This window comes from Pseudarthrobacter sp. NamE5, from assembly GCF_005796225.1.
In the GTDB taxonomy this organism is placed as follows: Bacteria; Actinomycetota; Actinomycetes; order Actinomycetales; family Micrococcaceae; genus Arthrobacter.
In genome coordinates, this window is sequence record NZ_VAHO01000007.1 from 80179 (window position 1) to 106075 (window position 25897).

A 25897-nucleotide genomic window follows, 5' to 3' on the forward strand; every position below is an offset into this window, starting at 1 on the left:
CTGCCCACTGGGAAGGGATTCCCGGTACTATCCCGGTAGTACAAAGGCCCCTGGCGCGTCAGTCCGCGGGGCTCGCACACGCAGGCACCGGGCGGGGGAGCGCCGGCGGTTCAACCGGGCACCCGGTGACCGTCCCAGGGGGAGGAACGGGAATGGCAGTGAACCTTCAGCTTGTTCCGGCTGCGGCCGGCAAGCGGCTTGGAGCTGCCGTCATCGACTGGCTGCCGCCGCTGGCGGTGCTGGTAGTGACGTTCGCCCTGGGCTTCGCCGGCATCACCCGCAGCCGCAGCGGGCAGTACATCATCTACGACACAGCCTCACTGGTGCTGTTCGGGGGCATCGGGCTGGGCCTGACCCTGGTGTACCTGATCGCCGTCATGGGAGTCGAAGCCAGGACGGGCAAGACACCAGGCAATCTGCTGATGGGCATCCGCAGCGCCGACAACGACGGGTATGCGCCCGGCGCAGGCGCAGTGTTCTTCCGAGGCCTCATTACCGGTGCCGGCATCCTCCTGACGTTGCTGGTTGCGGTCCTCGTGGTGGTCTTCAAGTGGTTCGGCCCCGCCCTGTTCGTCCTGACGCCCCTGCTGCTTTTGGGTGCGGTGTGGGCTGTGCTGGTGGTGGTCTCCAACCACTGGGACAGGAACGGCCGCCTTCGCGGCTGGCAAGACAAAGCCGCGAAAACCCTGGCCTTCGATGTGAAAGCGGGACGGGACCCCATCACCACCGGTGGAATCCAGGGACCCTACACCTTCGCGCCCCTTGACCTGCCGCCCGTGCAGCAGGTGCTGTCCCCGCTTGCAGCCGCCCACCCGGGGACAAACGGCGCGCAGAAACCAGCAGCTGCCGCGGTCCATCCGGTCGCGGTCAAGCCTTCCCCTGTCCAGGCCCCCTCTGTTGAAGCCCCCTCCGTCCGGCCAAACGCGGACCGCCACCTGAACGACGACGTCGAAAGCACCCAGGTGCGGCCTGGAGCTGGTGGTCCGTCTCCTGTGGCCGTCCTACGGATCCGGCTTGACGACGGCCGCGACTTCCAGCTGGACCGCAGCGTCCTGGTGGGCCGCAACCCCGTGGGCCGGCAGGGCGAGCAGCATGCCCAGCTGCTCGCCGTCGACGATCCCGGCCGCTCGATTTCCAAGACCCATCTCCACCTGCTCACCGACGGTGCCGGGATTTGGGTGACGGACCGGAATTCCACCAACGGCAGCGCCGTGAGCACGCCCGACGGTGTTCGGACACGCCTTGCACCGGGTGTTCCCACTTTTGTTACCCCCGGATCCAGCATCCACTTCGGGGACCGGACCTTTTACCTAGGACAGGCATGAACCAACAGCCCGCCAGCGTTCCCTCCACTTTCGAGCCGGGCCTGCGCCTGACTTACGGCTACGGGACAGACCGGGGACTCCGCCGGGAGTTGAACGAGGATTCCTACATTGCGTCCGATCCCGTGTTCGCCGTGGCGGACGGTATGGGCGGCCATGAAGCCGGCGAGGTCGCCAGCGGAATCTGCGTGCGCGCCCTGGCTGCCATCCCGCAGCTCGCCACCGGTGAGCGGAGCGTCACCGCTGCCGTCCTCCAGCAGTACCTGGTCAGGGCTGACAGCTCCATCCGCGAGGCCACCGGTGCGCGTGCCGGAACCACGCTGACCGGTGCGGTGGTGGTGGAGCAGATGGGCATGCCCTACTGGCTGGTCATGAACATCGGAGACTCCCGCACCTACCGGCTGAGCAAGGGCCGGTTCGAGCGGATCAGCGTGGACCACTCGGAGGTTCAGGAACTCGTGGACGCGGGCGAGATCACGGCGGAAGAAGCCACTGTCCATCCCCGCCGGCACGTGGTCACCCGCGCACTGGGTACGGGGGACGAGACGGAGGCGGACTTCTGGCTGCTTCCCGTGGAGGAAGGCGACCGGGTCCTGGTGTGCTCGGACGGGCTCACCGGCGAGCTGTCGGACGCCGACGTCCTCCGGATCCTCAGCACCGTTGGTGATCCTCAGGACGCCGCCGACACCCTCATCCAGGCCGCGCTGCGCAACGGCGGCAGTGACAACGTCACGGTCATCGTGGTGGATGCCCGGAATGTCCTGAACGACGCCGGTACCGCCACCACCACCGCTCCCCGGCAGCGGGCAGGGGTTGAGGAGGCGGACACGCTGCCCCGGGAACAGGCGGCGGAGGCTTCCACCCGGCCTTTGCCACAGCAGGATGGTGAGCCAGCTGAAGACCGAAGCGGGGAATCCCACGATGGCCGCCACTAGCTATAGCCCGGGCAGTTGGCTGGGCATCATCCGTTCGGAAACAGCCGTCCTCCTGGGGCCGGGCACCGCGCCGGCTACAGCGGAAGCCGTATGGGACCTGCTGGCCGGCAGGCCGCCAGCCCACGAGGTGCTGCACGCGGTCACCAGTGGCTCCGGCGGTTCCCTCACGCAGATCCCATCCTTCGGCATCCTGGACTTCTCCGGACCCCTGCGGGTGTTCCTGCGCGGAGACCTCGACCTCGCCGTCGAGCTGCCCAATGACAGGGTGGAACTCGACGGGCGCGATGTCACCACCTGGAATGAGCGCCGGTTTGCCCTGCCTGATGCGTGCCGCCTGACCATCCCGGCTGCCGGCACCGCGGGCGCCGTGGAGCTTCCGCTGGGGGAGGGGGTTGTCCTGCTGCAGGCACTGGCACTTTCGCTCGACCCACGCCGGTCCGGACTGACAGCCGCACCTTCCCCTTCAGCTGCTGCCGTTGCTGTTGACTCCGCCGGCGTCGCTGACCTGGACGCTGCACCGGGGACGGACCACCTGCCCGGTGTGACCCTCGCGCCGGAACAGGAAGCCTCTGCGGAAACCATCGTGGGAGTGCCCGACGACGACGCGCACTTGGACGAGACAGGCCAGGAGCCCGGTTCCGGCGGTGCTCTCCCGGAGGCCTCCGCTGACGACCACACCAGCTCCTACGACCACCTGTGGGAACGGACCGTGATCCGGAACATCGAGGACGCTGCGGTGCGTGACGAGACGGAACCGGGGGGCCCGGCGCTCGGCGGAACTGCCGCCGCGGCACGGGAAGGGGAGCGGCCTCCTGCCCCGGAGCCTGCGGCCTCCCACGCGCCGTTGACGGAACCGGCGCCGGCACGTGCCGGTACCCTCATCGACTCGGTGCCTTGGAAGACGGGAACCGGTGCCGTCCCCACCCCCGCCGTCCCCACCCCTGCCGCCGCAGCGCAGGACGCTCCCGCGGCGCAGGCCCCTGCGCTGGCCTCCCCCGAACCGGGGCCGGCCCCTGCCGCTGCCGAGGCCCCAGCCCCTGGCCTCGACGCTGCAGGGCAGCAGCCACCTTCCGCAGGTGCTGAATTCGACGGCGACCATGACGGCCAGACCGTGATGAGGAGCAGCATCAGGGTTCCCGCCGCGCAGGCTGCCCCGGTTGCAGGCGGAGATCCTTCCACCGGCCCCAGGGTGCTTGCCCGGGTGTGCAGCCAGGGGCACCCTAATCCGCCCACCCGTGCCCACTGTTCCACCTGCGGTTCCGGCCTGCCCCCGGACGCGGTACAGGTGCCCCGTCCCCGACTGGGGCGGATGCGGATGTCCACGGGGGAACTGTTCGACCTGGACCAGTCCCTGGTGATCGGGCGGCAACCCTCCGTCTCCCGGGTCCAGGGCGGCACCATGCCCCGGCTGGTCCAGGTTCCAAGCCCGGAAGGCGACATCTCCCGCTCCCACGTGGAAGTCCGGCTGGAGGGCTGGCACGTCATGCTGTGCGACCTCAAGGCCACCAACGGCACAGTCCTGGTCCGCGAAGGCCAGCCGCCCCGGCGCCTGGCGCAGAACGAGATGGCCATCCTGTTGGACGGGGACATCGCGGAGCTGGGCGACGACCTCTCGCTGCGTTTTGAGGAGATTCCTTGAGTTCCAAACGGCCGGCAGCGCCGCCGCCCCGCATCCCGGGGTTCACCTACATCAGCCTGCTCGGCTCGGGCGGGTTTTCGGACGTTTACCTCTATGAGCAGGACAGGCCCCGCCGCAAGGTGGCGGTCAAAGTGCTGCTCTCGGATTTGAAGACCGAGGGCGCCCGCCGCCGCTTCGAGTCCGAGGCCAACCTGATGGCCCAGCTGTCCTCACACCCGTACATCGTCACGATTTTCGAGGCGGAGGTTACCCACGACGGGCACTCCTACCTGGCCATGGAGTACTGCTCCCGGCCCAGCCTGGACGTCCGCTACCGGCGCCAGCGCTTCAGCGTGGACGAAGTGCTGGCCGTCGGTATCCAAGTGGCGTCCGCCGTCGAAACGGCACACCGGGCGGGCATTGCACACCGTGACATCAAGCCTGCCAACATCCTGGTCACCGACTACAACCGCCCCGCCCTGACCGACTTCGGGATTTCCGGTACCATCGCCGGGGACGCCGACGACGACTCGGGGATGTCCATCCCCTGGTCCCCGCCGGAACAGTTCACCGACGGGCCTGTGGACGGAGTGATGGTGGACGTCTGGGCCCTGGGCGCGACACTCTACACCCTGCTGGCAGGCAGGTCGCCGTTCGTGCTGCCCGGCGCGGACAATTCCCAGCGTGAGCTGATCAACCGGATCAGCAACGCGCCGCTTCCGCGCCTGGGCCGCGCCGACGTCCCCGGGTCCCTGGAACTTGCTCTCTCGACGGCGATGGCCAAGTCGCCGCGGTCCCGCTATTCTTCCGCCCACGCCTTCGCCCTGGCGCTGCAGCGCATCCAGGCTGAGTTGAACCTGTCCGTCACACCCTTCGAGGTGCTGGAGGAGCCGCACCAGGAAGAGAGCCACCCGGACGACGGCATCGAGGAGACCCGGGTGCGAAGCATCGCCGCAATCGATCCGGAGCGGACGGGCAGCGCCCCGACGTTTCCCGCCCGAACGTGGCCCCAAGACGGGGGAAGGCAGCCCGGCGGTGCCCAGGGAGCCGCAGGGGAGGCACCGCCGTCGCGGTTTACGCCCGCGGTGCAGTCCCCCTCCGGTATTTCGGCGTCTGGGCCCCGCCCGGCACCTTCCCCGCAGGACCCGGCACAGGACCCGCAGCCGCAGGAGTGGGCGCACGCCACCGTCCTGCGCGGAGCCCCCGGTGCCCCACCTCTGGGCGGGAGCGCGGCTGCCGGGAACCAGTTTCGCGCCGGCGCTGACGCTGCCGACACCACCATCCACCGGCCGGCCCGGGTGGAAGAGCCCGCCAGTGCACCCGCCCCCATAGCGGACCACGGCAAGCGCAATTTGTGGCTGGCCATTTCCGGCGGCACTCTCCTGGCACTCGCCGCCGTGGTGGGTGTGGTGGTGGCGAACGCCGCACCGGAACCACCCAAAGCGGTGGAATCCCAGCAGGCCGGCAGGCCGCCGGCGGATGCGCTCGACAACGGCACCGTGCCGGATGTCGAAGGCCTCACCGGAACAGTGTCCGGGGACGGCAACGCCTCCTTCACGTGGATCAATCCGCAGCCCAAGGACGGCGACACCTATAAGTGGCGGGTATACACCATCGGAGGCGGCGGCGGGTACCAGTCCATCGAACAGCCGCCGGTCCTGGTCACGGCGAATCCCTCGGGTGAGACGTGTATCCAGGTCATGATCGTGCGCTCGGACGGCGCGTTCTCCCCGATGGAAGAAGGCTCCATCGCCTGCACCGGCGCATGAGCCCGTACCTAACCACAACAACAGCACGACGACGGCACGCAGCATCCTGCGCAGCGGGAGTTTGCCGGGCAACAGTGCGCCGAACGACAGTCGGCCCAAAGTCAGCCAGCCCAAAGACAGGCAGCCCAATGAGGAGGCACAGCATATGGGGGATCTAGCCATAGATTTCTGTGGTGAATGGTACGAGCCATCGGACGAGGACGTCTTCAACATCGGCCGCGAAGGCGACCTTGAGATCGACGACAATCCGTACCTGCACCGGCAGTTCCTGCAGGTGGCCCGCTACGACGGGATCTGGTGGCTCAGCAACGTGGGCAGCATGCTCTCCGCCACGGTGGCGGACGCCTCGGGAGGCATGCAGGCATGGCTGGCGCCTGGTGCCCGGATCCCCCTGGTCTTCAGTCACACCAACGTCATCTTCACCGCCGGACCCACCACCTACGAGTTCGCGGTCCACCTGAAGACTCCGGCCTTCCGGCAGGAGGCGCTCGAGGGTGACAGCGACGGTGACACCACCATTGGCCCTGTGGTGTTCACCGACTCCCAGAAAGCCCTTATCGTGGCGCTCGCCGAGCCCATGCTTCGCCGCGAAGGGACAGGATTCAGCGCCATCCCTTCCTCGGCCGCCGCAGCCAAAACCCTCGGCTGGGCCCTGACCCGCTTCAATCGCAAGCTGGATAACGTCTGCGACAAACTCGACCGTGTAGGGGTCGTGGGACTGCGGGGAGGCGGCGGCAAGCTGGCCACCAACCGCCGCACCAGGCTGGTGGAACATGCCGTCACCTCGCATCTGGTCACCGCAGATGACCTGTACCTGATCGAGAAGATGAGGGGCGTGGACGAGGGATGAAAATCCGCCTGACCCTCCGCCGGGATCCCGCAGAATCGAAGGACCTGGCCGTCACAGTGGACGGCCTGGCTACAGTGGCCGATACCGCAGCCGTCCTCTGGGCCGCGGATCCGGGGCGGAGGGGCATCCCTGTCCCGGAAAACCTCTCCCTGCGGATCGAAGAGGCCTTCGTGGGCCGCGGCCTGAGCGGAAACACCCTCAGCCGGACGGACAACCTCCTGGAATCGGGTCTGCGCCCGGGCTCTGTGGTATCGCTCGCCCAGGTAAGCGCGCAGTTCACTGAGCCGGGCGCAAGCCGCGGGCCTGCGGCGGCCACCCTCCGTGTCCTTTCGGGGCCCGACGCCGGACGCGAATTTTCCCTGCCCACCGGCACCAGTTACATCGGCCGGGGCCGGGACGTGGACATCCGCCTCTCGGACCCCCTGACCTCCAAGCGCCACGCCCGGATCACCGTGGGGGATGCCGTGGAAATCGTGGACACCAACTCCGCCAACGGGCTGCTCATGGACGGCCTCCCGGTCACCAGGGCAACCCTTAACTCCTCGGACAGTGTCATCCTGGGCGACACCACCATCACGGTGGTGCCGCTCGGGCACAACCAGGCGTCAGCACCGACGTCGCCATTGGTGAGCTTCAACCGGTCACCCCGGGTTGTTCCCCGCTTCGAGGAGCCCAAGCGCGTGGCTCCTTCCGGGCCCAGACGACCCGAGGACAACCCGTTTCCGTACATCATGATGATCGCCCCGCTGCTGATGGGCGCCGTGATCTTCGCGGTCACCGCCAATCCGCTCTCGGTGCTGTTCATGCTGATGATGCCCTTGTTCATCCTGGGCCATTATGTGGACCAGCAGATGCGGACCCGGCGCCAGCAGAAGGAACAACTCAAGCACTTCCGCACCGCCATGGCCGCTTTCCGCCAGGACATCACCGAACTCCAGCACGTGGAGCGTGCCGTCCGGCTGCAGGAAGCGCCGTCGGTCAGTGACACGGTGGATGCCATCTACAAGCTCGGCGCGCTGCTGTGGACCCACCGGCCCGAGCACGGCGGATTCCTGGGCCTGAGGTTCGGCCTGGGCACGGTTCGCTCACGCATCCGCCTGGAGGAGCCGTCGAACAACGACACCGAGGCTGAATACGCCCGCGAAATCCAGGACTGCCTGAAGCAGTTCCGCGACATCGAGGGCGTCCCGGTGGTCTCCCAGCTCCGGACCACCGGCTCGCTCGGCATCGCCGGTGCCCGCAGCCTCGTGGACGACGTCGCCCGGGGCATGGTGCTCCAGCTCGCCGGCCTGCACTCCCCGGCGGAAGTGGTGCTGGCAGCCGTCACGTCGGCACAGTCGCGGGAACGCTGGAACTGGCTGCAGTGGCTGCCCCACGTGGGTTCAGGACACAGCCCCCTCCCGGGTGACCACCTTGCCGCCGGATCCGCCGGCGGCACCTCACTGGTGGCCCGGCTCGAGGACCTGGTGGAGGCCAGGGAAGCTGCCGCAAAGCGTTCGGGCCCGGACCTCCGTCCCGCACTCGACCCTGCAAAGCATGAGGTGGAAGAGCCCGTGGTTCCCACTGTGCTTGTGATCGTGGAGGACGACGCGCCGGTGGACCGGGGACGGCTTACCCGGCTCGCGGAACGGGGGCCGGACGCCGGCGTCCATGTGCTGTGGGTGGCCACGGACGTCCAGGCACTGCCCGCTGCCTGCCGGGACTTCATGGTGGTGGACGGCGAGCACGGCACCACCACCGGGCAGGTCCGGCTGGGGCGCCACACCTATCCCGTCAGCTGCGAGAGCGTGGACGCGGAGCTCGCCGGCCAGCTGGCCCGGATGCTCACGCCTGTGGTGGACGTGGGCAAGCCCGTGACGGACGACTCGGACCTTCCGCGCGCCGTTTCCTATGCCACGCTGATCGGCAAGGACTTCCTGGACAACCCGCAGGCCGTGGCCGAACGCTGGACGGAAAACAACTCAGTGACCGCGAGCGCAGTGGCCAACCGCAAGGATAACGGCACGCTGCGGGCCCTGGTGGGATCCAAAGGCCTCGAACCGCTCTATTTGGACCTGAAGAATGAGGGACCGCACGCCCTGGTGGGCGGAACCACCGGCGCGGGCAAGTCCGAGTTCCTCCAGTCCTGGGTAATGGGAATGGCCGCCGCCTACAGCCCGGACCGCGTCAGCTTCCTGTTCGTGGACTACAAGGGCGGGGCGGCATTCGCCGACTGCATCAACCTGCCCCACACGGTGGGCCTGGTGACGGACCTTTCGCCCCACCTGGTCCGGCGCGCCCTCACCTCGCTGCGCGCCGAGCTGCACTACCGCGAACAGCTGCTGAACCGGAAGAAGGCCAAGGACCTGCTGGCCCTGCAGCGTGAGGCCGATCCCGACGCCCCGCCCTACCTGGTGATCATCGTCGATGAGTTCGCAGCCCTGGCCAACGAGGTTCCCGAATTCGTCGATGGCGTGGTTGATGTTGCAGCCCGGGGCCGGTCCCTGGGCCTGCACCTGATCCTGGCAACCCAGCGGCCCGCCGGAGTGATCAAGGACAGCCTGCGGGCCAACACCAACCTTAGGGTTGCGCTGCGGATGGCCGACGAGGACGACGCAACAGACATCCTGGGCGTGCCCGACGCTGCCTACTTCGACCCGGGCATTCCCGGCCGCGGCGCCGCGAAGACCGGTCCGGGCCGGATCCAGGGCTTCCAGACCGGCTACGCGGGCGGCTGGACCACCGACAAGCCGCAGCGGCCGCAGATCGACGTCGTCGAGATGGCGTTCGGCTCCGGACCGAGCTGGGAAGTGCCGGCACCGGTGAAACCGGAAGCAGCGGAGCCGGCCGGCCCCAACGACATCGCCAGGATGACGGCCACCATCGTCCGGGCAGCAAACGCGTTGTCCATCGCCGCTCCCCGCAAACCCTGGCTGGACGAGCTGGCCAAGACCTACGACTTCTCCAGGCTCCCGAATCCCCGCACCGATGAGCAGCTCCTCCTGGGCGTTGCCGACGACCCCGTACATCAGGCCCAGCCCACCATGTTCTACGAACCGGATAAGGACGGCAACATGGCCATCTACGGGACCGGCGGGTCCGGGAAATCCGCAGCACTGCGCGGCATAGCGATCGCCGCAGCCGTCACCCCCCGGGGCGGGCCGGTCCACGTCTACGGGATCGACTGCGGATCGTCCGGGCTAAGGATGCTGGAGGAACTTCCACACGTCGGCGAGGTCATCAGCGGCGACGACGTGGAACGGGTCGGGCGGCTGCTGCGCCTGCTCCGGGACATTGCCGAGCAGCGGTCCGCCCGTTTTGCCGAAGTCCGCGCCGCCACCATCGTTGAGTACCGCAAGCTGGCCAACCGGCCTGACGAAAAGCGCATCTTTGTCCTGGTGGACGGGATGTCCGCTTTCCGTGAAGCCTACGAGCACAGCAGGCTGTCGGGGCTGTGGGACATTTTCCTCCAGCTGGCAACCGACGGGCGGACTCTGGGTATCCACCTGGTGGTCACCGGGGACCGGCCGAACGCCGTGCCGGCCTCGCTGCTCGCTTCCATCCAGCGGCGGCTGGTACTGCGGCTTTCCTCCGAGGACGACTACATTTCGATGGACGTTCCCCGGGACGTCCTCTCCGCAGCGTCGCCGCCCGGCCGGGGACTGCTGGACGGGCTGGAAGTCCAGCTGGCGGTGCTGGGCGGCAACTCCAACCTCGCGCTCCAGGCCCGGGAAGTGCACAAGCTCAGCGAAGCCATGCTCCGCCAGGGGCTGGACGCCGCCCCCGGCATTGAAAGGCTCCCGGAGCAGGTAGGCCTGGGCGTCCTGCCCGCCGGCAGCCCCGGCCTGCCGGTCATCGGCGTCGACGACGAAACCCTTCAGCCGGCCGAGATCATGGCCAGGGGGCCGCTGCTGCTGGCCGGCCCTCCGGGCGCCGGCCGCACGGTTGCTCTGGTGACGCTTGCGTACGCCCTGCGCCGGTCCAACCCCGACACGGAGTTGGTCTATATCGCGGCCCGCCGCTCCGCCGTCGCCTCCTTGCCCCTCTGGAACCGCTCGGTAGTGGGACCGGATGACCTCGCCGACGTGGTGGAGGACCTGGTGGAGCATTCCTCCGGAAATCCCGGCACCCTGGCCATCTTCATTGAAGGCCTGACGGAGTTCACCGACACGCTTGCCGAGTCCGGCATGGGGCAGCTGGTGACGGCCTCCATCAAGGCCGACCAGTGGGTGGTGGGGGAGTCTGAAACCTCCACCTGGTCCTCTGCCTGGTCGCTTGCCCAGCCGTTCAAGTCGGGCCGCCGGGGGCTGTTGCTGAATCCCGGGGATATCGAGGGCGACAGCCTGCTGAATACGTCCCTGGGCCGGGTCAGCCCCGACTTCATCCCCGGCCGCGGCTATGTGGTGGGACGCGGCAAAGCGCGGAAAATCCAGGTGGCGCTGCCGCCCGAAAACAGGGACTGAGGCAACTTCGGGGCGGACGGCAGCAGATCCGGCGGGTTCACAGCTTGTCCGCCGCCGGTCAGGTATGAGCTGACTCCCTATTCGTGTGGGCGGACCTGGACTGGGGGAGCCTGATCCACCGGTGGCCGCCGCCCGCATCCTGCTGATGGGGGACGGGGGCCTGACTGTTGCCTGCTGGGGCAGGAACCGCCTCCGGGCACAGTGACGGGCAGTAAGGCAAGATAGGTCTGTGAGCACAGGACCAGGCACAGCAGACCAGACAGCAACCCGGACCCGCACAGCCAAGGACGGGACATCCGCCGAGGGATCACCCAAGGAACCCGAAGCCATCCCTGCAGAGTCGGTCCGCGAGGAATACGAGAACTTGGTGGACCTGGTCAGGAAATACCGGTTCGCGTACTACCAGGAAGACGCGCCGCTGGTTTCCGACGCGGAGTTCGATGCGCTCTTCCGCCGCCTGGAGGAGATCGAGGCGCTCCACCCCGAACTCGTGTCGAACGATTCACCCACGCAGGAGGTGGGCGGGGAGGTCTCTGCCGCCTTCGCCGCCGTTGAGCACCTGCAGCGGATGTACAGCCTGGAGGATGTCTTCTCCCTCGAGGAACTGGAAGCCTGGCTGAAGAAGGCCGGGGCCGGGATCCAGAAGCTCGGCAACGGAACACCGGCCGCGGCGTGGCTGACGGAGCTGAAGATCGACGGCCTGGCCGTCAACCTGCTGTACCGCGACGGCAAACTGGTGCGCGCAGCAACCCGCGGCGACGGGACCACCGGCGAGGACATTACGCACAACGTGCTGACCATCAAGGAGATCCCGCAGGAACTCAAGGGCGTGGGCTTTCCGGCGGAGATGGAAGTCCGGGGCGAGGTGTTCATCCCCTCCAAGGAATTCGCCGAGTTCAACGAGGCCCTGATTGAGGCCGGAAAGGCGCCCCTGGCCAACCCCCGCAACGCTGCGGCGGGTTCGCTCCGCCAGAAGGACCCGGCGGAAACAGCAAAACGGCCGCTCAAGATGTTCGTTCACGGCATCGGCGCGCGCGAGGGGCTGGAGGCCGGCAGCCAGTCCGAAACCTACGCGCTGTTGAAGGAGTGGGGGCTTCCCGTCAGTCCGTACTTCGAGGTGCTGGAAAGCCTGGAGGAGGTCCTGGCCTTCATCAAGCGCTACGGGGACCAGCGCCATAAGCTTGTCCACGAGATCGATGGCATCGTCGTCAAGGTGGACGACTTCGCCACCCAGCGGGCCCTGGGCTACACCACCCGCGTACCGCGCTGGGCTGTGGCCTACAAGTATCCGCCGGAGGAGGTGCACACCAAGCTGCTGGACATCCAGGTCAACGTCGGCCGGACGGGCCGGGTGACGCCCTTCGGGCTCATGGAGCCGGTGAAGGTGGCAGGATCCACCGTGGAAATGGCCACCCTGCACAACCAGGATGTGGTCAAGGCCAAGGGCGTGAAGATCGGCGACATCGTGATCCTGCGCAAGGCCGGTGATGTCATCCCGGAGATCGTGGGACCGGTCCTCGCCCTGCGTGACCAGCAGGACCCGCCGGTCCGTGACTTTGTGATGCCCACCGAATGCCCCTCCTGCGGAACACCTCTGGCTCCCGCCAAGGAGGGGGACGTGGATATCCGCTGCCCCAACTCGAAATCCTGCCCGTCCCAGCTGCGCGAGCGGGTGTTCCACCTGGCCGGCCGGGGCGCCTTCGACATCGAGGCGCTCGGCTGGGAAGCCGCCATTGCGCTGACCCAGCCCGCCGAACCGGAGGTTCCGCCACTGACCTCTGAAGCCGCGCTTTTCGACCTCACCCCGGAGGACCTGGCCGGCGTCCGGATCCGGCGGGAGAAGCGGTCCAAGGGTGTCCCTACGGGTGAGTACGAGCTGGTGCCCTACTTCTACAGCAAGGGCACCGCCAAGTCCCCGTCCAGGCCCACGGCCACGACGGAGAAGCTCTTCAAGGAGCTGGAAAAGGCCAAGAGCCAGCCGCTCTGGCGGGTGCTGGTGGCCCTGTCCATCAGGCATGTCGGCCCGCGGGCTTCCCGTGCCCTGGCCACTGCTTTCGGCAGCATGGCCGCCATCCGCCGGGCTTCCGAGGAGGAGCTGGCCCATGTTGACGGCGTCGGCCCCACCATTGCCGCAGCCCTGAAGGAATGGTTCGCGGAGGACTGGCACCAGGAGATCGTGGACCGCTGGGCAGCCGCAGGGGTCCGGATGGAGGACGAGCGTGACGAGTCGATGCCGCGGACCCTTGAAGGGCTGACGGTGGTGGTGACCGGATCACTGCCGAACTTCAGCCGGGATGAGGCGAAGGAAGCGATCCTGGTCAGGGGCGGCAAGGCGGCGGGGTCCGTCTCGAAGAACACCAGCTACTTGGTGGCCGGGGAAAGCGCCGGCAGCAAGCTGGACAAGGCGGAACAGCTGGGCATCCCCGTCCTGGACGAGGAGGGATTCCGGAAGCTCCTGGCCGGCGGTCCGGCGGCGCTCCCGGACGGTGCAAGTGCCGAAGTGGATGCTCCCGCAGCAGAACAGGCCGGCACGGAACCGGACGAAGCGGCACCGGCAGAGGCGGAGGCTACACGATGACCGGCGCCACGGAACTGCTGGAGGTGGCGAAGGCGGCAGCAGCAGCGGGCGCCCAGGTGCTGGCCGGCAGGAGCACTGACGCGCTCCAGGAGAGCAGCAAGGGCGACGCCGGTGACTGGGTGACCGCGTTCGACGTTGCCGCCGAGCACGCTGTCCGCGAGGTCATCACGGCAAAGCGGCCGGGGGACAGCATTACCGGAGAGGAGCACGGAACCACCCGGCCCCAGGTCCCCACCGGCTACCGCTGGTCCATCGACCCCCTGGACGGCACCACCAACTTCATCCGCAACATCGTCTACTACGCCACCTCAGTGGCAGTGGCTGATGCCGGCGGCGCCTGGCTGGCCGGCGTCGTCAATGCTCCGGCGCTGGGCCGCGTCTACTATGCGGCTCGCGGGCAGGGCGCGTGGCTTGAGGAAGGCGGCAGGGTTACCCGGCTCGAGGGTCCTGTCCCGGGCCGCAAGGGGCAGATCCTGGCTACCGGGTTCAACTACGATCCGGCCGTGCGTGCGGAGCAGGCAGCGTTCTTCGCTGAGCTGCTGGACGGCTTTGCGGACGTCCGGCGGCTCGGGTCCGCAGCGCTGGACCTTTGCCTGGTGGCCGACGGCACGCACGACGCCTTCGGTGAGCGCGGGCTCAACGAGCACGATTTTTCGGCCGGTGCGCTGATCGCGGAAGAGGCGGGGTGCTGGGTGCGGCGCCCCCGCCTGGCCAGTCCGCTCGATGGCGGGCCCACTGACGGGGAGCGGCTGGACGCCTGGACCTGTGCGGCGGGCCTGGAACTGTCCGGCAGGTTCCCGCTCTGACGGCGCCCGCCCCGCTGTGCATTGTGGCGATGTGCGGCGGCGGGTGATAGTTCAGTCACGGAAAGCCCCCTTTTGCCCCGGGTTACTGCCCAGTACCACTACCATTGACGGGTGCAGCCGCAGATAACGGTCCGTCCCGCCGTCGAAAGGGATTACGACGCCGTTGCCCGCATTACGCGTGATTCGTACCTTGCCGCGGGCTACTTCGACGACGCCGACCACCCGTACATGCGCAAAGTCCAGGACGTGGCGTTGCGCGCCGGCCAGGCCACCGTCTGGGTTGCCGAGCGGGATGGTGAGGTCATCGGTTCGGTCACGCTGGCCCGGGCGGGGGAACCCTACGCGGACATAGCCCTTGATGACGAGCTGGAATTCCGGATGCTGGTGGTGGATCCGGCAGTGCAGCGCAGCGGCGCCGGCAAGGCGATGATGGCGGCCGTCATGGCTCATGCAAGGGCGCTGAACGGAGTCAAAGCGGTGTCGTTGACCACCGGGTCGACCTGGAAGAGCGCCCGCGGCCTTTACGACAAAACCGGCTTCAGCAGGGTCCCCGAGCGTGACTGGCTGGTCCCCGGAACTGACATAAAACTGCTGGTTTACCGCCTCGACGTGTAGCCGCCTACAGTGGTGCCGACCCCGTCCAGCACTGAAAGGCCCACCATGCGCAAAACCTTCGGCACCGGCTCCGTCTGGGAGCAGAGCCTCGGATACTCCCGGGCTGTCCAGGTGGACAACACCCTCTACATCTCAGCCACCGCGGCCAGCGGCGAGGACGGGATCGTGGGCGATGACTTCTACAGCCAGACGCAGTACATCCTGCAGAAGCTCGGCAAAGTCCTGGCGGACGCCGGTTTCGGCTTCGAGGACGTGGTCCGGTCCAAGCTGTACCTGACGGACATCAGCAAGTGGGAAGACGCCGGCCGCGCCCACGGTGAGGTCTTCGGCGAGATCCGCCCCACGCTGTCGCTGGTGCACGTCCTGCCGTTCCTGGATCCCGACATGCTGGTGGAGATCGAACTCGTGGCCCGGAAGAGCGCCGGCTAGTTCACGAAGCGGGCAGGCCGTAGCGGTGCTCCGGCCTGCCCGTTGAGCCATACCGCAGCTGGATGTCCACCGCTCCGTCATCGGCGAGCGAGGACAGGTAGCGCTGGGCGGTGGCCCGCGAAACCCCGACGCGCCCGGCCACCTCGGCCGCCGAGTACTGTTCTCCGGGCACCAGCGATTCCAGCACTGCTGCTTCCGTGGCCGATCTGGGCTTTGCAGACGGCGTGACATCACCCGGGATCAAGGCCCGCTTTGCGCGTTCCACCGCGTCCTGGTCCAGGGCCCCGGGCTGGCCCAGCAGGCGCCGGTAGCGGGCGTACGAGCGTAACTGCTGGGACAGCGCCTCAGAGGTAAACGGCTTGAGCAGGTAGCCCAGGGCGCCGCGGCGGAATGCGGCGCGGACCGAAGCGGCGTCAGAGGCTGCGGTCAGCATGATGGTGTCCACATCCAGCTGCTGGAGCAGGTCCAGCCCGGAGGCGTCCGGCAGGTAGACGTCGAGCAGCACCAGGTCCGGCCGCAGGCTATGGATGGACTGCAGGGCAAGTGACGCCGTGCCCGCCGGCGCCAGCGCCAGGAATCCGGCCACCGAATCCACGTAGGCGGCATGGAGCTTGGCCACGTGGAAGTCATCGTCCACGATGAGCACCCGAAATTCTTCAGGCATTGTTGTCCTTTCCGGCTGTCCCCAAATTTTTCCTGCCCGTTGTCCCGGCAATGGTCCGGGGCAGGGTGGCCATGAACACTGCACCCGGTCCGCCCCTGGTGCCCCGATCCAGCACCTTGACATCTCCGCCGCGGCGCCGCGCCAGCTGGCGCGCCAGGGCAAGGCCGAACCCATGGCCTCCGGCGCCGCCGCCATTCCTCGAAAGCGGGCCGGTTGCGGTGGTGAAACCTTCGGCGAAGATCTCCTCCGGATCCGTTCCCTCCGCCAGCCCGTCACCGGAGTCAGCGACGACAATGTGCAGGGTACCGCCGTCGTCGGACGGTTCGTCCAGTACCTCCAGCTCCACCCAGCGGTCCGGCGAGGAGCCGGCCACCGCGGCGTTGACTGCGTTGTCGATCAGGTTGCCGAGCACTGTGGTGACGTCCTGCGCTTCGGCAACCTGCCCCCGGACCAGGGTCTCCGGGCCGATCCGCAGCGCCACGCCCCGCTCGTCAGCCTCAACGCCTTTCGCACCCACGAAGGCCTGCAGGTACGGGTCCTGGAGGAGTTCGGCCTGGTCCACCGGGAACTTCAGGGGGCCCGTGGCCGCCAGCTGCGCCAGGTAATCCCTGGCCTGCCGGTGCTGGCCGATGCTCATGAACCCGGCAATGGTGTGCAGCTGGTTGGCGAACTCGTGGCGCTGGGCCCGCAGCGCCGTGGACATGGTTCCCACGGCGTCCAACTGGTTGGTGAGCTGCTGCAGTTCTGTCCTGTCGCGGAGCATCACCACCCAGCCCAGGTCCTCCCGTCGGTGCAGGGCCTTACGTGCGTTAGCCACCAGGACCCGTCCGCCGGCCACGAGTTCCAGCGCATCACCCTGATCACTGTCATTGCTGTGCAGGGGTCCCTTACGGGTCAGGGACTTCAACTGATCCGGTACGGGCGCATCCTCCCAGCGGCTCCCGGCCAGGTCCGGCAGGCCCAGGAGCCGCTGGGCCGCGGAGTTGAAGACGCTGATCCGGCCGTCGGCCGAAACGCCGATAACGCCGTCGTCCACGCCTTCCAGCACGGCCACCTGGTCGTGGACGAGCGTGCTGATCTCCTCAGGCTCCAGTCCCAGTGTCAGCCGCTGCAGCCGGCGGCGCAGCAGGAATGACCCCACCACACCTGCCAGGAGCGCGCCGGCGGCCGTGACGGCAACGGGGCCAATGTCGCGGGCCAGGCTCTGTCCCACTGTTTCCATGGAGTAGCCCACGCTGACTTCACCCACCACCGTGGTGCCGTCCGGAGCGTAGATGGGAACCTTCGCACCCGCTGAAGGCCCCAGGGTTCCGGTGTTCCTGGTGGTGACCTCCCGGCCGGCCAGGGCCTCGGACGGGTCGGTGCTCACCTTTTCGCCGAGCCGCTGCGGATCAGGATGTGCCAGCCGCAGGCCGGTCTCGTCCGTGATCACCACGAACAGTGCGCCGGTACGCATGCGTGCAGCTTCCGCCGCTTCCATCAGTGGCCCCACGGCCAGCTGTGACGGCGGGGGAGTCCCGGTTTGCCGGCTGATGGCCAGCACGTCCGCCCGGACGGAGGCGTCCGACGCCACGGTACGTGCAAGGGTCAGCGCCTGGTTCTCCGCTTCACTGCCCACCCGGTCGTAGGTCAGCCACGCGTGGACAGCCGCGCTGAACAGCACAACGAGCAAAACCACCGACAGCTGCAGCAGCAGGGTCTGCGTGGAGAACCGTAACGGCCGGCGGGGCGCGGAACGCTGCATGATCCTCCTTGAAGTGATGCTGCCCAGTGGAGGCAGGGGTCGGAAAGCACGGCAGTAAGCGCGTGAGCAGAATGAGCAAAATGCTCCCAATAAGCAGTATGCCAATCAATTGAGCCAAAGGCACGGCCGTGACCGCGGCCACCCTAAAGTCTGTAGCACGCATCACAACGCTGTGGTGCCGTTCACAAGAAGGAGCCGGCTGTGCTGGTAATACTTGGATTCGCCATGATCGCGGTATTCATGGTGCTGATCATGACGAAAAAGTTGACGCCAGTACTGGCGCTGATCATCGTCCCCACCGTTTTCGGACTTTTCGCCGGTGCCGGCCTCGGTATGGGCGACATGGTTCTGGATTCCATGAAATCCATGACCTCCACCGCAGCCCTGCTGATGTTCGCCATCATCTACTTCGGGCTGATGATCGACGTCGGGCTCTTTGACCCCCTGGTGAAGTTCATCCTCCGCAAGCTGGGAAACGACCCCGCCAAGGTGGTCCTGGGCACCGCCCTGCTGGCTGCCGCCGTGTCCCTGGACGGTGACGGTTCCACCACCTTCATCCTCACCACCGCAGCCATGCTGCCGATCTACCTGCGGCTCAAGATGAGCCCGGTGGTCCTCACCTGCGTGGCCGGCCTCGCCAACGGCACCATGAACATCGTTCCCTGGGGCGGCCCCACGGCCCGTGCGGCCACCGCCCTGGAAATTGATGTGAACGACGTCTTCGTTCCCATGCTCCCGTCGCTGATCGCCGGCGTCGCCGTGGTTCTCGCCTTCGCCTGGCTGCTCGGCATCCAGGAGCGCAACCGCCTCCGCGCCACCCTGCCCGAGATCTGGGGCGTGCCGGATACCGCTGAAGCGTTCGACGGCGGCGCTCCCGCCGGCGGCACCGGAACGGGACGCGGACGTAGAGGCTCCAACCCCGGCGGAGCAGCCCCCGCCGTCGGCGGCCTTTCCCCGGACGGTTCCTCCGTGGCCGTGCTGGACCGTCCCGAAGAGCCGGTGGACGACAGCGACACTGCCATGGCGGACACTGCCCTGGATCCCAACCGCAGTACCCTGCGCCCCAAGCTGTTCTGGTTCAACCTGGCCCTGACGGTGGCGGTCATGGGCATGCTCATCGCCGATCTCGTGCCCCTGCCGTACGTCTTCATGGTGGGTTCCGCCATCGCCCTGCTGGTGAACTTCCCCAATGTCAAGGACCAGGGCACCCAGCTTGTGGCCCACGCCCCGTCCATCGTTGCAGTGGTCAGCATGGTGATGGCGGCAGCAGTCCTGACCGGTGTCCTCACCGGCACGGGCATGGTGGAAGCAATGTCCGCATGGCTGGTCCAGATCATCCCCTCCAGCATGGGCCCCTTCCTGGCAGTCATCACCGGCGTCCTGAGCATCCCCATGACGTTCTTCATGAGCAATGACGCCTTCTACTTCGGCGTGCTTCCCGTCCTGAGCGAAACCGCCGGCCACTACGGAATCAGCGCTGCCGAGATGGCCCGCGCCTCCATCACGGGCCAGCCGTTCCACATGCAGAGCCCGCTGGTTCCCGCCATCCTGCTCCTGGTGTCACTGGCCAAGGTTGACCTCGGCGACCACCACAAAAAGGTCCTGTGGCGCAGTGCAGTAGTGTCCCTGGTCATGCTGGGAGTCGGCATGCTGACTGGAGCCATCGGTATCGGTTAGTCTGTAGCTGCCTGTGGTCCCTGCCCCTGGCCGGGACCCCGGCATAAAGGTGCCCGTCTGACGCCCGCTGGGGGTCGTCAGACGGGCATCTTTGTTTCCCCACTAGAATGGATCGGAAACCAATCCGAACTTTGCAGGGGAGATCCATGGCTGCGATCAACCGTGACGACGTCGCGCACCTCGCGCGGCTCGCTCACATTGAGATGAGTGCTCAAGAGCTGGACAGGATGGCCGGAGAACTCGCCGTCATCGTTGATTCGGTCAAATCCGTCAGTCAGGCCGCCGGCGACGACGTGCCGGCAACGTCCCACCCCATGCCGCTGACGAACGTGTTCCGCGATGACGTCGTGGGCCACACCTTCACCGCGGAGCAGGCGCTGTCCGGTGCGCCGGATTCCGAAGACAACCGATTCAAGGTCCCGGCCATTCTGGATGAGGCATAAGCACATGACTGAAACCAACGAACTGATCCGCCTCTCCGCCGCCGCGCTGGCTGAAAAGCTGGCCGCCGGCGAGGTCACCTCCGTAGAAGCCACCCAGGCATACCTGGACCGGATTGCCGAGGTGGACGGCGGCGAACGCGGCATCAACGCCTTCCTGCACGTCAACGCCGAGGAGGCGCTCGCCGTTGCCGCCGAAGTGGACGCTATCCGTGCAGCAGGCGGCGCCGAGGCCGAAGCACTCCATATCCTCGCCGGTGTTCCCATCGCCGTGAAGGACCTGATCGTCACCATCGGCCAGCCCACCACGGCCGGCTCGAAGATCCTTGAGGGCTGGCACAGCCCCTACGACGCCACCGTCGTGGAGCGCCTGCGGGCAGCCAAGATGCCCATCCTGGGCAAGACCAACCTGGACGAGTTCGCCATGGGCTCCTCCACCGAGCACTCCGCCTACGGCCCCACCCGCAACCCCTGGGACCTGGACCGGATCCCCGGCGGGTCCGGCGGCGGTTCCGCTGCCGCCGTCGCAGCCTTCGAGGCTCCGCTCGCCCTGGGCACAGACACCGGCGGATCCATCCGGCAGCCGGGCGCCGTCACCGGCACGGTCGGCGTCAAGCCCACCTACGGCAGCGTGTCCCGTTACGGCGCCATCGCCATGGCCTCGTCCCTGGACCAGATCGGCCCGGTATCCCGGACCGTCCTGGACTCCGCGCTCCTGCACCAGGTCATCGGCGGGCATGACCCCCGCGACTCCACCTCCCTGCCCGATCCGCTGGCCGACCTGGTTGCGGCTGCGAAAACCGGTAACGTCGAGGGCCTGCGGATCGGCATCATCAAGGAGCTGCACGGGGAGGGCTACCAGGCCGGCGTGGAGAACCGCTTCCGGGATGCCCTGGAGCTCCTCAAGGAGGCAGGTGCGGAAATCGTTGAGGTTTCCTGCCCCAACTTCCAGTACGCCCTGGGGGCCTACTACCTGATCATGCCCTCCGAGGCGTCCTCTAACCTGGCCAAGTTCGACGGCGTCCGCTACGGCCTGCGCGTCCTCCCCGAAGAGGGCCCCATGACCATCGAACGCGTCATGGGTGCCACCCGCGCCGCCGGCTTCGGCGATGAGGTCAAGCGCCGCATCATCCTGGGCACCTATGCCCTGAGCGCCGGCTACTACGACGCCTACTACGGCTCGGCCCAGAAGGTCCGCACCCTGGTGCAGCGCGACTTCGAGGCGGCCTTCACAGTGGCCGACGTCCTGATTTCGCCCACCGCCCCCACCACGGCGTTCCCGCTTGGCGAGAAGCTGGATGATCCGATGGCGATGTACCTCAATGACGTCGCCACCATTCCCGCCAACCTGGCCGGCGTTCCGGGGCTGTCCCTGCCCGGCGGCCTGGCGGACGAGGACGGGCTGCCCGTAGGTATCCAGCTGCTGGCCCCGGCCAAGGAGGACGCCCGCCTGTACCGGGTGGGCGCCGTGCTGGAGTCGCTGCTGGAAGCCAAGTGGGGCGGCCCGCTGCTGCAGAGCGCCCCGGACCTGGCCGCCGCGGTGGCCGGGCCTGTCGAAACCCTTGTTGGAAGCCAGGAGGCAAAATAATGAACACTGACGCAATCCTGAGCTTCGAAGAGGCCATGGAGAAGTACGATCCCGTCCTGGGCTTCGAGGTCCACGTGGAGCTCAACACCAGGACGAAGATGTTCTCCTCTGCGCCGAACGTCTTCGGTGACGAGCCCAACACCAACGTCAACGAGGTGGACCTCGGCATGCCGGGCGTCCTGCCGGTGGTCAACAAAACGGCCGTAGAGTCCTCCATCAAAATCGGTCTTGCCCTCAACTGCAAGATCGCCGAGAGCTGCCGGTTCGCCCGGAAGAACTACTTCTACCCGGACACCCCCAAGAACTTCCAGACGTCCCAGTACGACGAACCCATCGCATACGACGGCTACCTGGATATCGAGCTGTCCGACGGGACCGTGTTCCGGGTGGAAATCGAGCGCGCCCACATGGAAGAGGATGCCGGGAAGCTGACCCACATGGGCGGCGCCACCGGCCGGATCCACGGCGCCGACTTCTCCCTGGTGGACTATAACCGCGCCGGCGTCCCGCTGGTGGAAATCGTCACCAAGCCCATCGAAGGTGCCGGTTCCCGCGCGCCTGAGCTGGCCAAAGCCTATGTGGCTGCCATCCGTGAGATCGTCAAGAACCTCGGTGTCTCCGATGCCCGGATGGAACGCGGCAACGTGCGGTGCGATGCCAACGTGTCACTCCGTCCGCACGGCCGTGAACGGTTCGGCATCCGGTCCGAAACCAAGAACGTGAACTCGCTGCGCGCCGTCGAACACGCCGTCCGCTACGAGATCCAGCGCCATGCCGCCGTCCTGGACGCCGGCAACCCCGTGGTGCAGGAGACGCGGCACTGGCACGAGGACACCCGTACCACCACCTCTGGCCGGCCCAAGTCCGACGCCGACGACTACCGCTACTTCCCGGAACCGGACCTGGTTCCGGTGGTGCCGTCGCGCGAATGGGTGGAGGAACTCCGGGCCACCCTGCCCGAACCGCCGGCCGCCCGCCGCAAGCGGCTCCAGGGCGACTGGGGCTACTCCGACCTCGAATTCCGCGACGTGGTGAACGCCGGCGTCATGGACGAGATCGAGGAAACCATCGCCGCCGGTGCTTCCGCTTCAATTGCGCGCAAGTGGTGGATGGGCGAAATCGTTGGCCGTGCCAAGGCTGCCGACGTGGACCCCGGCCAGCTGGGTGTCCAGCCTGCCACCATCGTGGAGCTCGCCGGCATGGTGGAGGATGGCAAAATCAACAACAAGATGGCGTCCCAGGTGCTGGACGGCGTCCTCGCCGGCGAAGGCAGCCCGGCGGAGATCGTGGAAAAGCGCGGCCTGGCCGTGGTCTCCGACGACGGACCCCTGCTCGAGGCCATCGACGCTGCACTGGCTGCCCAGCCCGGCGTTGCTGACAAGATCCGCAACGGCAAGGTCCAGGCCGTTGGCGCCATCGTGGGCGGGGTCATGAAGGCCACCCGCGGGCAGGCCGACGCCGGCCGGGTCCGCGAGCTGATCCTGGAAAAGCTGGGCGTCACCGTCTAGCTCTTCCGCACCCAACTGGGTCGCAGATAACGTCGCGAAACCGCGTTTTAAGGACGCTAACTGCGACCCAGTTGGGCTTTAAGTACTCAGGTTGGCGCCGCAAGTACTCAGGTTCTTGCGGTGGAAAAGTACTTATGTTCACGGGCGCGTCCCGGTCCTACACTTGACCGCACGGGACCGGATGGCATGGGGCGGTCCCGGCCAACCACGCGAAGGGGACCGCGATGCCACTGAAGGACCAGCCGCGCATGCGCAAAGCCCTGCTCACGTGGGCCGTCGCACTCGCCTTGACCGGGACAGGGTCGGCATTCGCCTGGTCGGCGGGTAACCCGCCGTGGCCCCAGCCGCCGTCGTCCTCTCCAGCGAAGGAGAGCCCGGGCAAATCGGACAAGGCGCCGGGGCAGAGTAAACCGGGCCAGGACAAACCTGACAAGTCGCAGCGTCGGCAGCATCTGCACAGCGAGAGTGTGGTCAAGAAAGCTGACGGGACGTTCGCGACCGAGCTGAGCCAGCGTGGAACGGTGGAGTCTGTCAGCGGCACCGCCATCACCGTCAGGAGCGAGGATGGATACTCGCAGACCTATGGCGTCAACGCCGAAACCAGGATCACGCAGGTTGCTGCCCCCGCAGCGGAAAGCCAATTGGCGGTACCCGACGGCGGCAAGCGGCTTGGGCACTCCGAGGGCACCATCGCGGACATTGCCGCCGATGACACCGTGCGCGTCTCCGGGGTGAAAGCGGGGGACCAGCTAACCGCTGAGCGGATCGTGGAGGGCGCCGGTGACGGTCCTGGCCACGGCGAAGGGCACGGCAGGTAGGCAGCGCTCAGCCCTGCTTCACCAGCCCGGCCATGATGTCCTGCAGCGCCTCGCACACTATCGTGACCGACCGGCGCTTCAGGTTCTCCGGGCGGGCCAGCAGGTCGATCCGGCGCCGGGTGCTGATTCCCTCGAGCGGCCGCAGCACGATATCCGGATTAAGCACGGGGCTGGCGGTGTACCTCGGCAGCAGGCCCACCACGCCGCCGGTGGCCACAAGTGCCGCAACCGTGGAGTAGTCGTTGATCCGATGCACGATATTCGGCTGCCGGCTGGAAACGGCGGCGACGGCGGAGAGCACATCAGCGGGGGAGTAGCCGGTGTGGCTGGTCACCCAGGCCTCGCCGCCGACGTCGTCCGCTGTCAGCGCGGGCTTCGCGGCCAGCGGGTGGCCGGCGGGAAGGGCTACGTCCAGGGGCTCGTGCAGCAACGGCAGTACTGTGACGCGTTCCTCCGGCCAGCGGGGGCTGTGATCCATCCGGTGCGCAAGCACCACGTCATACCTGGCCGTTAACGCCGGAAAATCCTGCTGGGCCACGTCTTCATCCGAGAGCTCAACCCGGGGCTGTCCGGGCGCATCGAGGACCTTGGCCAGCTTGGCGAACACCGCCTGCCCGGCACTGTGGAATCCGCACAACGTCACCCTGCCGCCTGCGGAGCCGTGATAGTTCCCAATGGCACCCCTGGCATCGGCCATGGCACTGACGACGGCGGCTCCGGCGTCTGCCAGAACCTGGCCTGCCTCGGTCAGCACCAGGTTGCGGCCCTCCTTCCGGGTCAGCGGCACCTCCACTTTCCGCTGCAGCAGGGCGAGCTGCTGGGATACAGCGGAGGGGGTGACCATGAGGGTGTCGGCCACGGCTTTGACGCTGCCCAGGGCGCCCAGTTCACGCAGGATCTCGAGCTGATGAATCTCCATCAGGCCAGTTTACGCATTAGCTTTGCTACATCGATGATTGAGTTTTTCGCTGTTGTGCTAAAGCTTCTTCCTCGCTGTAATGGGGAGGGCAGACCATGCCGGCAACAGACAAGAGTAAGGAAGCCGATGAAGGCTTTGTACAAACCCGGCCCACAGTCAGGGTTCGAACTGGTGGACCGCCCGGAACCCGCGGCAGGCCCCGCTGAGGTGAAAATCCGGGTAATGACCACCGGAATCTGCGGCACGGACCTGCATATCCAGTCCTGGGATTCCTGGGCACAGGGGATCATCGCAGCTCCCCTCATTCCAGGGCACGAGTTCTACGGCGAAGTGGTGGAGGTGGGAGAGGACGTCCGTGACGTCAAGGTGGGCGACCGGGTCTCCGGCGAAGGCCACGTGGTCTGCGGGATCTGCCGGAATTGCCGGGCCGGCCGCCGGCAGATGTGCATCCACACAGTCAGCGTGGGCGTCCAGCGTGACGGCGCCTTCGCAGAATACGTGGTGATTCCGGAAACCAACGCCTGGGTCCACCATGACCCGTCCGTCACGCCGGAGCTAGGCGCCATCTTCGATCCGTTCGGCAACGCCGTGCACACGGCCCTGAGTTTCCCGCTGGTCGGCGAGGACGTCCTGATCACGGGTGCGGGACCGATCGGCCTGATGGCCATCGCCGTCGCCCGCCATGCCGGAGCCCGCAAGATCGTCATCACGGACGTTTCCCGGCCACGCCTTGAGCTGGCACGGAAGCTCGGTGCGGACCTCGCCATCGACGTCTCCACCACGCGCGTCCGCGATGCCCAGTTGGAACTGGGCATGCGCGAAGGCTTTGACATCGGCATGGAAATGTCCGGTCATCCCTCGGCCCTTCCCGAGATGATTGACAATATGAACCACGGGGGCCGGATCGCCATGCTGGGCCTGCCGAGCCAGGAGATCACCATCGACTGGGGCAAAGTGGTCACCCATATGCTCACGCTCAAAGGAATTTACGGCCGGGAGATGTATGAGACCTGGTACGCCATGAGCGCCATGCTGTCCTCCAACCCCGTGCTGCACGCGGGCATCTCCGCGGTCGTCACGGACCCGCTCCCCGCCGCCCAGTGGGAAAAGGGTTTCAACCTTGCCCGCAGCGGCATGGGCGGCAAAGTAGTACTCGACTGGACCCAACTCTAAGG

The 25897-nt window shown here is 67.2% G+C and carries 19 protein-coding genes; 16 read left to right on the plus strand and 3 right to left on the minus strand.

The annotated features are described in order from the left end of the window. Positions 1-152: 152 nt before the first annotated feature. From FDW84_RS10485 to FDW84_RS10530, 10 genes are all read left to right on the plus strand, one after another. Positions 153-1325 carry an RDD family protein gene (locus FDW84_RS10485; RefSeq protein WP_138609181.1) on the plus strand — a complete coding sequence of 391 codons (1173 nt, stop codon included), beginning with the start codon at positions 153-155 and terminating at the stop codon, positions 1323-1325. Further along, positions 1322-2257 carry a PP2C family protein-serine/threonine phosphatase gene (locus FDW84_RS10490; protein WP_138609183.1) on the plus strand — a complete coding sequence of 312 codons (936 nt, stop codon included), beginning with the start codon at positions 1322-1324 and terminating at the stop codon, positions 2255-2257. The genes FDW84_RS10485 and FDW84_RS10490 overlap by 4 nt, the downstream gene beginning before the upstream one ends. Beyond that, positions 2244-3896, plus strand: a complete 1653-nt coding sequence (locus FDW84_RS10495) for an FHA domain-containing protein (protein WP_138609186.1) — start codon at positions 2244-2246, stop codon at positions 3894-3896. The genes FDW84_RS10490 and FDW84_RS10495 overlap by 14 nt, the downstream gene beginning before the upstream one ends. Beyond that, a complete protein-coding gene (locus tag FDW84_RS10500; protein WP_138609189.1) occupies positions 3893-5644 on the plus strand; it encodes a serine/threonine-protein kinase in 1752 nt (583 codons plus the stop codon). The genes FDW84_RS10495 and FDW84_RS10500 overlap by 4 nt, the downstream gene beginning before the upstream one ends. A gap of 145 nt (positions 5645-5789) precedes the next feature. Continuing rightward, on the plus strand, positions 5790-6494 hold the full coding sequence (locus FDW84_RS10505) for a hypothetical protein (protein WP_138609192.1): 705 nt from the start codon (positions 5790-5792) through the stop codon (positions 6492-6494). After that, positions 6491-10936 (plus strand): FtsK/SpoIIIE domain-containing protein, encoded by a 4446-nt coding sequence (locus FDW84_RS10510; protein WP_138609194.1) that lies wholly within the window; start codon positions 6491-6493, stop codon positions 10934-10936. Before FDW84_RS10505 ends, FDW84_RS10510 begins: the two co-directional genes overlap by 4 nt. Before the next feature lie 229 nt (positions 10937-11165). Beyond that, a complete protein-coding gene (gene ligA, locus FDW84_RS10515) occupies positions 11166-13514 on the plus strand; it encodes an NAD-dependent DNA ligase LigA (RefSeq protein WP_138609196.1) in 2349 nt (782 codons plus the stop codon). Then, entirely contained in the window at positions 13511-14320 is an 810-nt protein-coding gene (locus tag FDW84_RS10520; protein WP_138609198.1) for an inositol monophosphatase family protein, read from the plus strand. The genes ligA and FDW84_RS10520 overlap by 4 nt, the downstream gene beginning before the upstream one ends. Before the next feature lie 111 nt (positions 14321-14431). Beyond that, on the plus strand, positions 14432-14935 hold the full coding sequence (locus FDW84_RS10525; RefSeq protein WP_138609200.1) for a GNAT family N-acetyltransferase: 504 nt from the start codon (positions 14432-14434) through the stop codon (positions 14933-14935). A 45-nt stretch (positions 14936-14980) separates the two neighbouring features. Beyond that, positions 14981-15364, plus strand: coding sequence for a RidA family protein (locus FDW84_RS10530; protein ID WP_138609202.1), 384 nt, complete (start codon positions 14981-14983; stop codon positions 15362-15364). A gap of 1 nt (position 15365) precedes the next feature. Here the strand turns inward: FDW84_RS10530 and FDW84_RS10535 are convergent, their stop codons facing one another. Both FDW84_RS10535 and FDW84_RS10540 read right to left on the minus strand, forming a co-directional pair. Then, positions 15366-16028, minus strand: a complete 663-nt coding sequence (locus FDW84_RS10535) for a response regulator (protein WP_138609204.1) — start codon at positions 16026-16028, stop codon at positions 15366-15368. Next, positions 16021-17772 (minus strand): sensor histidine kinase, encoded by a 1752-nt coding sequence (locus FDW84_RS10540; RefSeq protein WP_138609206.1) that lies wholly within the window; start codon positions 17770-17772, stop codon positions 16021-16023. Before FDW84_RS10540 ends, FDW84_RS10535 begins: the two co-directional genes overlap by 8 nt. 201 nt (positions 17773-17973) lie before the next feature. Between FDW84_RS10540 and FDW84_RS10545 the strand changes: the two genes are divergently transcribed. The 5 genes from FDW84_RS10545 (at position 17974) to FDW84_RS10565 (ending at position 23803) form a co-directional block, all read left to right on the plus strand. Then, positions 17974-19449, plus strand: coding sequence for a CitMHS family transporter (locus tag FDW84_RS10545; RefSeq protein WP_138609208.1), 1476 nt, complete (start codon positions 17974-17976; stop codon positions 19447-19449). Positions 19450-19595: 146 nt separating this feature from the next. Next, a complete protein-coding gene (gene gatC / locus FDW84_RS10550; protein ID WP_138609210.1) occupies positions 19596-19892 on the plus strand; it encodes an Asp-tRNA(Asn)/Glu-tRNA(Gln) amidotransferase subunit GatC in 297 nt (98 codons plus the stop codon). 4 nt (positions 19893-19896) lie between these two features. Beyond that, positions 19897-21477, plus strand: a complete 1581-nt coding sequence (gene gatA / locus FDW84_RS10555) for an Asp-tRNA(Asn)/Glu-tRNA(Gln) amidotransferase subunit GatA (RefSeq protein WP_138609212.1) — start codon at positions 19897-19899, stop codon at positions 21475-21477. Continuing rightward, on the plus strand, positions 21477-22985 hold the full coding sequence (gene gatB / locus FDW84_RS10560) for an Asp-tRNA(Asn)/Glu-tRNA(Gln) amidotransferase subunit GatB (protein WP_138609214.1): 1509 nt from the start codon (positions 21477-21479) through the stop codon (positions 22983-22985). Before gatA ends, gatB begins: the two co-directional genes overlap by 1 nt. A gap of 224 nt (positions 22986-23209) precedes the next feature. Further along, complete coding sequence (locus FDW84_RS10565; protein ID WP_138609216.1) at positions 23210-23803, plus strand: DUF5666 domain-containing protein; 594 nt, start codon at positions 23210-23212, stop codon at positions 23801-23803. A 7-nt stretch (positions 23804-23810) separates the two neighbouring features. Here FDW84_RS10565 and FDW84_RS10570 read toward each other — a convergent pair whose 3' ends face one another. After that, complete coding sequence (locus FDW84_RS10570; protein WP_138609218.1) at positions 23811-24722, minus strand: LysR family transcriptional regulator; 912 nt, start codon at positions 24720-24722, stop codon at positions 23811-23813. A gap of 126 nt (positions 24723-24848) precedes the next feature. Here FDW84_RS10570 and tdh point away from each other — a divergent pair, with 126 nt between their 5' ends. After that, positions 24849-25895, plus strand: coding sequence for an L-threonine 3-dehydrogenase (gene tdh / locus FDW84_RS10575; RefSeq protein WP_138609220.1), 1047 nt, complete (start codon positions 24849-24851; stop codon positions 25893-25895). The last annotated feature ends 2 nt before the right edge of the window (positions 25896-25897 follow it).

Bases quoted from the DNA above. Each gene is read 5' to 3' on its own strand.
- FDW84_RS10485 (WP_138609181.1), top strand. From the start codon at position 153: ATGGCAGTGAACCTTCAGCTTGTTCCGGCTGCGGCCGGCAAGCGGCTT.
- FDW84_RS10490 (WP_138609183.1), top strand. From the start codon at position 1,322: ATGAACCAACAGCCCGCCAGCGTTCCCTCCACTTTCGAGCCGGGCCTG.
- FDW84_RS10495 (WP_138609186.1), top strand. From the start codon at position 2,244: ATGGCCGCCACTAGCTATAGCCCGGGCAGTTGGCTGGGCATCATCCGT.
- FDW84_RS10505 (WP_138609192.1), top strand. From the start codon at position 5,790: ATGGGGGATCTAGCCATAGATTTCTGTGGTGAATGGTACGAGCCATCG.
- FDW84_RS10510 (WP_138609194.1), top strand. From the start codon at position 6,491: ATGAAAATCCGCCTGACCCTCCGCCGGGATCCCGCAGAATCGAAGGAC.
- FDW84_RS10520 (WP_138609198.1), top strand. From the start codon at position 13,511: ATGACCGGCGCCACGGAACTGCTGGAGGTGGCGAAGGCGGCAGCAGCA.
- FDW84_RS10530 (WP_138609202.1), top strand. From the start codon at position 14,981: ATGCGCAAAACCTTCGGCACCGGCTCCGTCTGGGAGCAGAGCCTCGGA.
- FDW84_RS10535 (WP_138609204.1), bottom strand. From the start codon at position 16,028: ATGCCTGAAGAATTTCGGGTGCTCATCGTGGACGATGACTTCCACGTG.
- FDW84_RS10540 (WP_138609206.1), bottom strand. From the start codon at position 17,772: ATGCAGCGTTCCGCGCCCCGCCGGCCGTTACGGTTCTCCACGCAGACC.
- gatC (WP_138609210.1), top strand. From the start codon at position 19,596: ATGGCTGCGATCAACCGTGACGACGTCGCGCACCTCGCGCGGCTCGCT.
- gatA (WP_138609212.1), top strand. From the start codon at position 19,897: ATGACTGAAACCAACGAACTGATCCGCCTCTCCGCCGCCGCGCTGGCT.
- gatB (WP_138609214.1), top strand. From the start codon at position 21,477: ATGAACACTGACGCAATCCTGAGCTTCGAAGAGGCCATGGAGAAGTAC.
- FDW84_RS10565 (WP_138609216.1), top strand. From the start codon at position 23,210: ATGCCACTGAAGGACCAGCCGCGCATGCGCAAAGCCCTGCTCACGTGG.
- FDW84_RS10570 (WP_138609218.1), bottom strand. From the start codon at position 24,722: ATGGAGATTCATCAGCTCGAGATCCTGCGTGAACTGGGCGCCCTGGGC.
- tdh (WP_138609220.1), top strand. From the start codon at position 24,849: ATGAAGGCTTTGTACAAACCCGGCCCACAGTCAGGGTTCGAACTGGTG.